The organism is Pseudomonas sp. MOIL14HWK12:I2 (genome assembly GCF_000510745.1).
Taxonomy (GTDB): Bacteria; Pseudomonadota; Gammaproteobacteria; order Pseudomonadales; family Pseudomonadaceae; genus Chryseomonas; species Chryseomonas oryzihabitans.
In genome coordinates this window covers 245,754-257,464 of sequence record NZ_KI783313.1, presented here as the reverse complement: position 1 = coordinate 257,464, position 11,711 = coordinate 245,754, and the positions used below count along the sequence as shown (strand labels likewise).

The window sequence follows — 11,711 nt, the reverse complement described above, 5'->3', positions numbered from 1 at the left end:
TGAATGCTCATGTCAAATTATGAGTTTGCATCCTTTTCCATTCCCTTTCCACCGCCCGCTTCGCCGTTGCTTTGCTGGCGTACAAATGCCGTAGGCGCCGCGGTTTGCTCTGGTCGCCGGCGGTGAGGGTGTGCTCCTTGCCGGTCTTGGGATCGCGGTAGTAGGCGATGATGCCGGTGTAGTCGCCCTGGATCTCGTCGACCAGGTCGGCGACCAGGTCTTCCGGCAGCTTGGCCTCCAGCTCCAGCCGAGTGGTGTAGCCGCCGTCCGCGGTGAGGCTGTGCTGCACATTTCCCCCGTACCAGATGATCGCGTCGATCTCGGCCTTCACACCCTGCAGGGTGTAGGTGAGCTCGGGCATGAGCTCCGGCCTGCCCAGGGCGAGCTGGTAGGTAAGGGTGGCGGTACCACGCTGTAGGCGGTTCCATTCGGCCCGGGCGGCGCGCAGCGCGGAGAGCTGGTCGGCGTAGGTTTGGCGCAGGTCCTTCACGTTGTCGCCGCCGGCGATGGCCTCCTGCTTCTTGGCACTGTTGACGTCGTAGTAGAAGGCGCGCACGGCGTCGTAGCGCTCGCGATCAGCCTGCAGGTATCAGCGCTGGTCACTATCCCGGCAGATCAGGCTAGCGCCTTCTGTTCTTTCGAAAATCCTGACAGGGCCAGGTAGGCCACACCTGCCATGATCGCTACGTCTGCGAGGTTGAAAACGCCCGTATGGAGTGAGCCTAGGTTCAGGACCAGGTAGTCGACGACGTGGCCATCGCGAAAGAATCTATCGATGAGATTCGAACCGCCTCCGAGAGCGATCAGGTATAAAGCCGCCGAGCCACCTGGGGACTGCTTCCAACGCGAGAGTGCCCAGTAGATAACGCCTGCCACCGCTGCCAGCGCGCAAAGGAAGATCACTGATTTCACTGTCGGTGGCAGATCCTGACCGATGCTGAGGAAGGCGCCAGGATTCAGACTTAGGACCACATCCATCCATAGGCTAGCGGTGCCAAGTCGATAGGAAATTGCTGCAAGCTGAGCCAACGCAGCGAGCTTGATCAGTTGGTCTACCGCTACGAATGCCAGTCCCGCCCATATAACAGCCCAGAGGGTCCAAGTGCTCTGCTTCATCGAAATCTCCATCTATGTACGTTAGCCAGCGGCATGATCGCATCAAAGCTGCCTGTTAGCTTTGCAGATGGGTATTCCGTCGAGCATCCAAGAGGCGGAGGGTCCGGTCGCGTCTCGCGCAGCTGATAGTCAAAATGCGGTCCGGTATTGCTTGCGACCGGAAGAGGTAACCGCCCCGCATGTCGATACCAAGTAAAACGCGGACACCCCTCAGCGGTGTCCGCACGCCGCCTGCCCGTTACTTCGGCATCAGCACGGTATCGACCACGTGGATCACGCCGTTGGACTGCATCACGTCGGCGATGGTGACGGCGGCCTTGCCACCCTTGGCGTCGACCACCCAGAGCTTGCCGTTGTGCAGCTTGATGGTCAGGTCTTCCCCCTGAACCGTCTTCAGCTTGACCATGCCACCGTGCGCCTTGGCCTCGGCCATCAATTGCTTGGCGGTGTGGGTGCCGGGTACCACGTGGTAGGTCAGGATCTTGGTCAGGTCGGCCTTGTGCTCGGGCTTGACCAGGGTATCGACGGTGCCGGCCGGCAGCTTGGCGAAGGCTTCGTTAGTCGGGGCGAAGACGGTGAAGGGGCCGCTGCCGTTGAGGGTGTCGACCAGACCGGCCGCCTTGACGGCCGCCACCAGCGTGGTGTGGTCCTTGGAGTTGACCGCATTCTCGACGATGGTCTTGGACGGGTACATGGGTGCACCGCCGACCATGACGGTATCGGCGGCGAAGCTGAGCGGGGCGGTGGCACCTAGGATCGCGAGACTGGCTACGATGGCGATGCGCTTGAGCAAGGTGTGCATGGTGCGTCTCCTGAGTTCTTCGGCCCTCCGGATGAGGGTGATGAATGTACGGAGCGGCCCGGCAAACGGATGCATCACAGCGCGATTATTTTTCCCTGGGCGATGACCGGTCCCGTGGGCGCGCCGGTCAGCGAGCCGGTTCGCGGTTCAAGGGAGACCGCCAGTACCGCTCCAGGCGTTAGTGCCGGTGCGAGTCCCGCGGGTACGGCCAGGGTCACGGCCGTGGCGTCCTGGAGCAGACCGAGCGAATGGGGTTTGCCATCCGCCGTGATGATCCAGGCCTCGGGACTCCTGTCTGGCCAATCCGGTTTACCGGCGGGTACGAACAGCAGTTGCCGACCATTCCCCTGCAGGGTAACGCTGAACGCCAGGCTGCCATTGCTCTGTTCCAGGCGGGCGAGCAGGGCGGGCGTCGCGACCTGGACCGGGCGCAGCAGCACGAGCAGCGCCAGCACCAGGGCAGCGGCCAGTGCCAGCCCGGTCGTCCAGCGCCACAGGCGCGGGTTGTTCCAGCGGCGGGTCGGCTCGAGTGCCGGTCGCTCCGTCGGAAAGAGCCGTTGCTGGATACCGTGCCAGACGTGGGCTGGCGGCTCGACGACAGGAAATTCATCGAGCCAGTCGGCGAAATGCCGTTGCCAGGCCGCCAGTTGCGCCTGGTAGGCAGGCTCCCGCCGCACGAGTTCTTCCACCTCCAGGCGTTCTTCGGCGGACAGTACGCCGAGGGCGTATTCCGCGATGAGCAGCGCGTGCCGGTCGTTAGGAGGGATGTCGTCGTTCATAGGCCCAGGCACGCTCGCAGTTGCAGGAGGCCACGCCGAATCCAGCTTTTCATCGTGCCGAGCGCGATGCGGTGGCGGGCGGCCAGTTCGGCATAGGAATAGCCTTCAAAGAAGGCGACCCGGATATAGGTCTGCTGGTCCTTGCCCAGGGTTTTCAGGCAGAGATCGATCTGGCGACGCTGGCGATGGGCTTCGAAGTCTTCGGCGACGGACTGGGTTGCCGGCCACTCGGCCAGGCTGTCGAGCGGCTCGTGCCGACGCTGGGCGCGGCGGCGATCGATGGCCTTGTGGCGCACCAGGGTCGCCATCCAGGTCAGGGCGCTGGAAAGTGTGGCGTCGAAGGTGCCGGCCTTGAGCCAGATGGCGGTATAGGCCTCCTGCAGGACCTCTTCCGCCTCCGCACGATCGCCCACGTACTGCAGGCATACGCCGAACAGCCGGCTCGAGGTCACGCGGTAGAGCGTTTCGAAGGCCAGGCGATTGCCCTGGCCACAGGCCTGCAGCAGGACATTGAGCGCGACGGGCTCCGGGTTCGTTTCAGGGCTGGCCGATACGGCTGATCTGCTCGTCAAGGATGGCGTTCCGAAAGGAGGCACGGCAGTGTCTTGTTTTTGTTCGCTAAGGGCCGCGTTTCGCTGAGCGCTGAAGCGCGAGTCCTGACGGCTTTACTCTCCCAGCCCTCTAGAGGACGAGGGGCGATGGGTCCGATGTACCATCGAACGAATGGCTTCGCAATCGCGATCATCGTCGTGCGCCTACGGCGTCTCGCCTGCGGGTGGTTGGCTGCCTGGCAGGCTCTGGCTCCGTATCCGGCTCTTTACCACCTTTACACAAGCCTACATGCCAGGCCGTAGCTGCCCTGCAGGCTGAGCGGCTAGCATGCACGTCCAGATCGTCCGACTGTTCAGGTAGCCCCGATGTCGCTGTCATCCGAATCCCCGCGCTGGACCTCGCGCATCCTGCTCGTGGATGACGATCCGGCGATCCGCGAGTTGATCTGCGGCTATCTGGCGCGCTTCAGCATCAATGCCCGCGGGGTGGGTGATGGCTTGGAGATGCGCCGGGCGCTGGCGGAGGAGGCCTTCGACCTGGTGGTGCTGGATCTGATGCTGCCGGGGGAGGATGGGCTTTCCCTCTGTCGTTCGCTGCGGCGCGACAGCGGCATTCCCATCCTGATGCTGACCGCCCAGTGCGAGCCGGCGGATCGCATCATCGGCCTGGAGCTGGGCGCCGACGACTATATGGCCAAACCTTTCGAGCCCCGGGAGCTGGTGGCGCGGATCCAGTCGGTGCTGCGGCGGACCCAGGATGGCCGCGTGCCCCAGCGCAAGGCGCCGCGGACCAGTGTCAGCTTCGATGGCTGGAAGCTCGACGGCGTCCTGCACCAGCTGCATTCGCCGGCCGGGGTGATGGTGCCGCTGTCCAATGCCGAGGTACGGCTGCTGTGGGTGTTCATCGAGCAGCCGCGCCAGGTGCTGAGCCGCGAGCAACTGCTCGATGCGACCCGCGGGCGGGCGATCGAGGCTTTCGATCGCAGCATCGATCTGCAGGTGTCGCGGTTGCGCAGCAAGCTGGGTGATGACCCGCGGGCGCCGCAGTTGATCAAGACCGTGCGCGGCGAAGGCTATCTGTTCGATGCCAGGCAGATAGGGCACTAGCCGTGCGCCGCCTGGATACCCTGTTCGCCCGCCTGTTCGGGGTCTTTCTGCTGGCCATCCTGCTGGGCCATCTGCTGGCCTTTTTCTGGTTTCGGCATGGCCTCGGCGAGCGACCGCCGCCCCCGCCGCCGCCCATGGAGGGCGAGGCCGGCTTCGATCGGCCACCTCCGCCCGGGCCTTTCCCGCACCGGGAACCCGGCGTGTGGCGGCACATCGAGTGGTTTCTCGGCGGCCCGCTGATCTTCCAGCTGGGCTCGCTGGTGATCGCCGCCTGGCTCGGGGCGCGCCTGTTGACCCGGCCGCTGCGCCAGCTGACCGAGACCGCCGAGCACCTGAGTCACAACCTCGACGGTTCGCCCATTCCCGTCACCGGGCCTTGGGAGACCCGCGAGGCCGCACGGGCGCTCAATCGCATGCATCAGCATCTGCTCGAACAGCTCCAGCAGCGCGGGCGCATGCTCACGGCCATCTCCCATGACCTGCGCACGCCCCTGGCGCGGGTGAAGCTGCGCATCGAGGACATCGACGATCCGCGCCTGCACGCCCGGGTCAGCCAGGACGTGGACGACATGATCGAGTTGCTCGACGGCACCCTGAGGTACCTGCGCGAACAGCACCGCCAGGAGCGGCCCATCCTCTGCGACGTTCAGGCGCTGGTCGAGGCCATGGCCGAAGACGCGGCCGAGGAGGGCGCCCAGGTCGCCGTCCAGGGTAGCTGCCAGCCGCTGAAGGTGGCGCCCATGGCGCTGCGCTCCTGCCTGGGCAATCTGCTGCAGAATGCCCTGCGCTACGCCGGCCAGGCAGAGATCCGCCTGAGCGAGCAACCGGAGCGGTTGATTATCTCCATCCTCGACCGCGGGCCGGGCATACCGGCCCAGTATCGGGAAGCGGTGTTCGAACCCTTCTATCGCCTGGAGGGGTCGCGCAACCGATCCTCTGGCGGGACCGGGTTGGGGCTGGCCATCGCCCGGGAAGCGGCGGCGCACATGGGCGGCGAGCTGACCCTCGGCGAAACCCCCGGCGGCGGCCTGACCTGCCAGGTGGTGCTGCCACGCCCCTGATGTATCGCCCGGCATACAAAGTGACCAAACGGCTGACATCTACCCAGCGGATACTGGGAGGCGCGGAACACTGATGTCCGCATTTCCCGGGAGAGACATCCATGATCAGCGGAATAGGCGGTGGCTACTCCAGCTACTACAGCAGTGCCAGCGCGATCAAAGGCACTGGCGCGACAGCGTCCGGCAGTAGCGTCAGCGGCAGCGAAGATGGTAATCCGTTGAAGAAGCTGTTCGGCAAGCTCGACAGCGATGGCGACGGCTCCATCAGCAAGAGCGAACTCACCACCGCCGCCAGCGCGGCGAGCGATACCCAGACGGATACCGACGAGAGCGGGGATATCGACGTCGACAAGCTGCTCGGCATGCTCGACCAGGATGGCGATGGCAGCGTCGGCGAAAGCGAATTCGCCTCGGCCTTCGCGCCGCCGCCGGGTGGGCCTCAGGGGCAGAGGGGCACCGAGCAATCCGGTGATTCCAGCGATGCCGGCGTTGCCGGCCTGGGCGGTTCAGCGCCTCCGCGCATGCCGCCGCCACCGCCACCGCAGGGGGCGAGCGGGCAAGGGGACAGCGAGGCCGACTCCAGCACTCAGGACGCGTCGAGCCCCTACACGCAACTGGTCCAGGCGGTGTTGCGCCAGTACCAGAGCATTGGCAGCAACGGCAGCAGCACCGCCACGGGCAGCACCTTGAACGTGGCCGCCTGAGCAAAGATTGGCAGCACAGGGCAGGGCGGCCAGGGGCCGTCCGGTCCATGCACTCAGACTGCACTCGACTTCCTGCACGACTCCGCATGCCTCCAATGGCGCTCACCCGAGCCTTCGGCCAGGTGAATTCGGCGTCGCCCTCTGACTAAGCTCCTCAGCAAATTCTCCAGCTGTTTCAAGATGTTGCCATCACCAGCTGGCCTTGGATTCTCACGAAAACGTTATGATATAACGTGCGCCTTCATTGGCTTGGCCGATGCCCAGCTGTCGGCGGCGGGTATCGGCGCTTTCGCTCTGCTAAGGACTGTCATGCCTGTATCCCGCTCCCTTCGCCTGGTGCTGACCGCTTCGGCCCTGGCGACCCTGGTCGCCTTGGTGCCACCGCTGTCCAGCGCTGAAGAACGCGTCTTCGACGTAGTCGGCCCCTTCGAGATCGGTGGGCTGGACCCGTCGATTTCCGGTTTCGTCTTCCAGCGCATGCAGATCACCGAGACCCTGCTCGAAGCCGATGCCCAGGGTAAGCCGATTCCCGGACTGGCAGAGCGCTGGACCGAATCGGCGGATGGCCTGACCTGGCGACTCGCCCTGCGCCAGGGGGTGAAATTCCATGACGGCAGCGCGCTCACGGCCAAGGCCGCGGCGGCTGCTCTCGATGCGGCGCGGGGCAAGCCGGGGGTGCTCAAGCAGGCGGGCATCGAGTCGGTCATCGCCGAGGGCAACGAAGTGGTGATCCGGCTGGCGAAACCCTTCAAGCCCCTGCTGGCACTGCTGGCGCATTCCTCCACCAATATCCTGGCGCCGGCCGCCTATGACGCCGAAGGCAAGGTGCAGAAGATCATCGGCACGGGGCCGTACCGGCTGACCCTGCTGGAACCGCCGCAGCGCCTGGCCGCCGAACGTTTCGAAGGCTACTGGGGCGCCAAGCCGGAGATCGCCCGGACAACCTACCTGGCCGCCGGCCGCGGTGAGACCCGCACCCTGATGGCCGAGAGCGGCGGTGCCGAGCTGGTGTTCCAGCTCGACCCGCCCAGCATCGCCCGCCTCAAGCGCTCCAGCAGCCTAAAGGTGCTGATCGAGCCAGTCCCGCGGGTGGTGTTGCTGACCCCGAACTCCGGCGCTGGTGCCACGGCGCCGGTCGAGGTCCGGCAGGCGCTCAGCCTGGCCATCCAGCGCGACGGCGTCGCTGCCGCCGTGTTGCGGGCGCCGGGTACCGGGGCGACCCAGTTGTTCGCGAAGAACGTGCCCGCCTGGCACGACCCCGCGCTGGCGCCGCTCGCCTACGATCCGGCGGCGTCACGCAAGCTGCTGGCGGGGCAGGGCTGGACCCCCGGCGCCGATGGCATCCTGCAAAGGGACGGCACGCCACTCAGGCTCAAGCTGCTGACCTATTCCGACAGACCCGAGCTGCCGCTGATCGCCACCGCCCTGCAGGCGCAGTTGCGCGAGGTGGGTGTGGACGTGGAGGTCGCGGTGCAGAACTCCAGCGCCATCCCGGCCGCGCACAACGATGGGTCGCTGCAACTGGCGCTCTATGGCCGCAACTTCGCCCTGGTGCCGGATCCCCTGGTCACTTTGCTCAATGACTTCAGCCATGGCGGCGCCGAATGGGGGCCGCTGGGCTGGCAGAACCCGGCCTTCGACCAGGCCCTGGCCGCGCTGCTGGCCAGTGATGATCCGTCTGAGCAACAGCGCCAGCGCTATGCCGCCATGGCCCAGGTGCAAAAGGACCTGCCGGTGATTCCGGTGGCCTGGTACCGCCAGACGATGGCCGTCTCCAATGCCGTCGAAGGCGCTGCCATCGATCCCTTCGAGCGCACCTTCGGCCTGAGCACGCTGCGGTGGGCCCAATGACCCGGCTGCTCGCCTTTCGCCTGCTGCAGGCGGGCCTGGTCGCCCTGCTGGTGGGCGGTCTCACCTTCCTGTTCATGAACCTGCTGCCGGGCGATGCCGCCTACCGCATCGCCGCCGGACGCTACGGCTATGACCTGGTGGATACCGCCGCGGCCGAGGCGGTGCGGGCCGAGCTGAATCTGGATCAACCGTTGCTGTGGCGTTTCTTCGCCTGGATCGGCGATCTGCTGACCCTGGATCTCGGTCATTCGCTGGTCTCCGGCAAGCCGGTGATGGACGTCGTCGCCCACGAACTGGGCAGCTCCATCCGTTTGGCCATCGGCGCCGTGTGCCTGTCGCTGCTGCTGGGTCCGCCGCTGGGCGTGATGGCCGGTCTGCGCCCGGGCGGCCTGCTGGACCGCGGCCTGCTGGTGCTGACCACGGCGATCCGCGCACTGCCGCAATTCGTCCTGGGCGTGATCTTCGTGCTGCTGTTCGCCATCTCCTGGCAACTGTTTCCGGCGGCCGGCCACGGTACCTTCTGGCACAGCGTCCTGCCCACGCTGACCCTGGCGCTGGGACTGGCCGCGGTGTCGTCGCGGGTCGCCCGGGATGCCACGGTGGAGGTGGCCGCATCCGCCTACTACCGCTTCGGCCGCCTCAAGGGCCTGAGAGGCGCCGGCGTCTTCCTGCGCCACGGCCTGCGCAATATCGGCGTGCCGGTGGTGACCTACCTGGGCGTGCAGCTGGTGTATCTCATCGAAGGCGTGGTGGTGGTGGAGACGCTGTTCGCCTGGCCGGGCATCGGCCACGGCCTGGTCCACGCCATCGTCCAGCGCGACGTGCCCATGGTGCAGGGCACCGCCCTGGCGATGGGGCTGCTGTTCGTCATCCTCAATACCCTGGTCGATCTTGCCAACCACCTGATCGATCCGCGTGGGAGAGCCTCATGAATCTCGACGCTACCGTCGCTTCGGCGGCGCCTCCGGTCAAATCCTCCGCGCGTGGGCTAGGCCTGGGTCTGCTGGCGGCCCTGATCGCCTTTGCCGTCCTCACCCCGTTGCTCTGGCAGGGCGACATCGCCCGCCAGGACTATGAGGCGATCCTCGCGGCGCCCAGCAGCGCCTATCCGCTAGGCACCGATCACCTGGGTCGCGACATGCTGGCGCGGCTGGCGGTCGCCATCCGCTTCTCGCTGGGGCTGGCCTTCATCAGCGTCTGCACCGCCGCCATTCCCGGTGTGCTGCTGGGCATCCTGGCCGCCTGGAAAGGCGGGCTGGTGGACAAGCTGCTCGGCGGCCTGGCCGAGCTGTTCCTGGCGCTGCCGGGCCTGCTGCTGGTGCTGCTGATCGTCGCGGTGTTTCCCGGCTCCTTCGTCGCCCTCTACAGCGCCGTGGCCCTGGTGCTCTGGGTGGAGTATTTCCGCATGACCCGGGCGCTGGCGCGTACCGTGCTGGCCTCGCCGGCGGTGGCCGCCAGCGGGCTGCTGGGCTTCGGGCCCGTCTACATCGTGCGTCGGCATCTCTGGCCGCAGCTGGCGCCGGTGCTCCTGACCATCGCCGCCTTTGGCGCGGCTTCGACCATCATGGCCATCGCCGCCCTGGGTTTCGTCAGCATCGGCGTACGCCCGCCCACCGCCGAGCTGGGGCTGATGATCACCGAGTTGCTGCCCTATTACGCCGAGGCGCCGCTGGTGATCGCCCTGCCGATCCTGGCGATCTTCCTGACCGTGCTGTCGCTGCTGCTCATCACCGGAGGCCGCAAGCCATGACCGTCGCGCTCACCACCACGGCGCTGGAGATCCGTACCGCCGATACCCAGCTGGTGGAACCGCTGTCCATCCGCCTGGCGCCGGGTCAGGTGTTGTCGATCATCGGCGAGACCGGCTCGGGCAAGAGCCTGTTCGCCCAGGGCGTCGTCGGCAATCTGCCGGCGGGGCTAGAGGCTCACGGGCAGATAGGCCTGGCGGACGGCTTCAGCGAAGAAGGCCGCCAGAGCGGTCGCCGGGCGCATTGGGGCAGGGGGCTCGCGGTGCTGCCCCAGGAGCCCTGGCTAAGCCTGGACCCGACCATGCGGGCGCTGTCCCAGGTCGCCGAGACCTATACCCAGGTGGTCGGCGTCGGTCGGACCGAAGCCCGCGATAGGGCCAGCGCGGATCTGGCGCGGCTGAACCTGGCCGGCGCCGAGCGCAAGTATCCCTTCCAGCTGTCCGGTGGCATGGCCCAGCGCCTGGCCTTTGCCGCCACCCATGCCGGTGGCTCGCCGGTGCTGATCGCCGACGAGCCCACCAAGGGGCTGGATCGCGACCGCATCGACGAGGTCATCGACCTGCTCAAGGCCATGCTCGCCGAAGGCGGCAGCCTGCTCATCATCACCCATGACCTGGAAGTCGCGCGCCGGCTGGGTGGCGAGGTGATGATCATGCTCAAGGGACGGGTCATCGAAGCCGGTCCGGCCGAGCAGGTGCTGGGCCAGCCGCAGCATGCCTATACCCGCCAGCTGCTGGCCGCCGATCCCGCCCAGTGGCCAAGACGTCCGTCGCGGCCCCTTACCGGCGAAGCCGTGGTCGCGGTGGAAGGGCTCGCCGCCCAGCGCGGTGGCAGGCAGCTGTTCGAGGAGTTGTCCTTTACCGTCCGGCCCGGGGAAATCCTCGGCGTGACCGGGCCGTCGGGCTGTGGCAAGTCGACCCTGGGCGACGTCCTGCTCGGCCTGGCCGCGCCCAGCGCCGGGACGATCCGCCGTCAGCCGGGGCTCGGTCGCTTCGCCTTCCAGAAGCTGCATCAGGATCCGGTGGCCGCCTTCGCGCCCTCGGCGACCATCCGTCAACTGCTAACGGATCTGGTGCGACTGCATCGGCTGGATGCGACGCGCATCGGTCGGCTGATGCAGCGCCTGCGCCTCGACGAGCGGCTGCTGGATCGACTGCCCGGCAACATTTCCGGCGGTGAGCTGCAGCGCTTTTCCCTGCTGCGGGTGCTGCTGCTCGATCCGGCGCTGATCTTTGCCGACGAACCCAGCTCGCGGCTGGATCTCATCACCCAGAAGGAAATGATCGAGCTGCTGGTTGAAACCGCCGATGAATCCGGAACCGCCATCCTCTTGGTCAGCCATGACGAGGACCTGGTGAATGCCGTCGCCGATCGGCGCATCCATCTGGCAGATCCGGCGCTTGCGCGGAGTCTGGTGGATCGGCAATCCCGTTCCAGGGGGATGGAGGTGGTCTCCACCGCTCAGGAATAGGGTTTTCGCCGGCATCCCTTGGCGCCGGCTTCACCCTCCCAGCCAAGAGCGCCTCCTGACACCCGGCGGCCACAGTCGCGTGTTGCGTGCAACGGCCGCGGCTAACAGCCCTGAGTAGCGGGCAGGAGGTGGCCACACCCTGCTTCGAGCGCCGCAGATTCAACTTGGTATTACTTTATTGCAAGTTACCGGTAATGCGCTTTGGGTCAGTTAGAGCGGAATCTCGGTTGGCGGCACAACCACTGGGCGACTTGATCTAGGTTTTTCGTCGACCTTTGTTTGGTTGGGGCGTCCACTGCGAAGTTCGTAAGTTTCCACTGTTCAATTAAGGCATTCTTATAATACGTCCGCTTTTTATCGTCAGTGCTAGTTGGTTGTCGGCGGCTGTTGGCGCTAAAAGCCTTGGTGTCTCAAATGTCCAAATTTGAATTTTGAGTGAAAGAGCGCCTTATTACTTGACGCATGCTGAAAAGAAAAAGCAGCATTATGCATCCCGTGTAGACGTGCCCCTCTTGCAATCG

The 11,711-nt window shown here is 66.0% G+C and carries 11 protein-coding genes and 1 pseudogene; 7 read left to right on the top strand and 5 right to left on the bottom strand.

What is annotated here, in order from left to right:
- Positions 1-7 precede the first annotated feature (7 nt).
- The 5 genes and pseudogenes from PSK12I2_RS24045 to PSK12I2_RS0117475 form a co-directional block, all read right to left on the bottom strand.
- A pseudogene (locus PSK12I2_RS24045) lies at positions 8-589 on the bottom strand (phage late control D family protein); the annotation flags it as partial.
- Positions 590-615: 26 nt separating this feature from the next.
- On the bottom strand, positions 616-1,116 hold the full coding sequence (gene lspA, locus PSK12I2_RS24040; RefSeq protein WP_037007821.1) for a signal peptidase II: 501 nt from the start codon (positions 1,114-1,116) through the stop codon (positions 616-618).
- A gap of 238 nt (positions 1,117-1,354) precedes the next feature.
- Positions 1,355-1,918: a fasciclin domain-containing protein gene (locus tag PSK12I2_RS0117485; protein ID WP_027599382.1), complete on the bottom strand. Its 564-nt coding sequence runs from the start codon at positions 1,916-1,918 to the stop codon at positions 1,355-1,357.
- Between the two features lie 74 nt (positions 1,919-1,992).
- Positions 1,993-2,697 (bottom strand): anti-sigma factor domain-containing protein, encoded by a 705-nt coding sequence (locus tag PSK12I2_RS0117480; protein ID WP_027599381.1) that lies wholly within the window; start codon positions 2,695-2,697, stop codon positions 1,993-1,995.
- Entirely contained in the window at positions 2,694-3,269 is a 576-nt protein-coding gene (locus tag PSK12I2_RS0117475) for a sigma-70 family RNA polymerase sigma factor (protein ID WP_152643654.1), read from the bottom strand. Before PSK12I2_RS0117475 ends, PSK12I2_RS0117480 begins: the two co-directional genes overlap by 4 nt.
- A gap of 345 nt (positions 3,270-3,614) precedes the next feature.
- On the opposite strand from PSK12I2_RS0117475, the gene PSK12I2_RS0117470 reads away from it, so the two are divergent.
- The 7 genes from PSK12I2_RS0117470 to PSK12I2_RS0117440 all read left to right on the top strand — a co-directional run bounded on the left by PSK12I2_RS0117470 (position 3,615) and on the right by PSK12I2_RS0117440 (position 11,190).
- Positions 3,615-4,355 carry a response regulator gene (locus tag PSK12I2_RS0117470; RefSeq protein WP_027599379.1) on the top strand — a complete coding sequence of 247 codons (741 nt, stop codon included), beginning with the start codon at positions 3,615-3,617 and terminating at the stop codon, positions 4,353-4,355.
- A gap of 2 nt (positions 4,356-4,357) precedes the next feature.
- Positions 4,358-5,416, top strand: a complete 1,059-nt coding sequence (locus PSK12I2_RS0117465) for a HAMP domain-containing sensor histidine kinase (RefSeq protein WP_027599378.1) — start codon at positions 4,358-4,360, stop codon at positions 5,414-5,416.
- A gap of 101 nt (positions 5,417-5,517) precedes the next feature.
- Entirely contained in the window at positions 5,518-6,120 is a 603-nt protein-coding gene (locus PSK12I2_RS0117460) for an EF-hand domain-containing protein (protein ID WP_027599377.1), read from the top strand.
- 309 nt (positions 6,121-6,429) lie between these two features.
- Entirely contained in the window at positions 6,430-7,971 is a 1,542-nt protein-coding gene (locus tag PSK12I2_RS0117455) for an ABC transporter substrate-binding protein (protein ID WP_051398745.1), read from the top strand.
- A complete protein-coding gene (locus PSK12I2_RS0117450; protein ID WP_027599375.1) occupies positions 7,968-8,903 on the top strand; it encodes an ABC transporter permease in 936 nt (311 codons plus the stop codon). Before PSK12I2_RS0117455 ends, PSK12I2_RS0117450 begins: the two co-directional genes overlap by 4 nt.
- Entirely contained in the window at positions 8,900-9,721 is an 822-nt protein-coding gene (locus PSK12I2_RS0117445) for an ABC transporter permease (RefSeq protein ID WP_027599374.1), read from the top strand. The genes PSK12I2_RS0117450 and PSK12I2_RS0117445 overlap by 4 nt, the downstream gene beginning before the upstream one ends.
- A complete protein-coding gene (locus PSK12I2_RS0117440; protein ID WP_027599373.1) occupies positions 9,718-11,190 on the top strand; it encodes an ABC transporter ATP-binding protein in 1,473 nt (490 codons plus the stop codon). The genes PSK12I2_RS0117445 and PSK12I2_RS0117440 overlap by 4 nt, the downstream gene beginning before the upstream one ends.
- Positions 11,191-11,711: the final 521 nt, after the last annotated feature.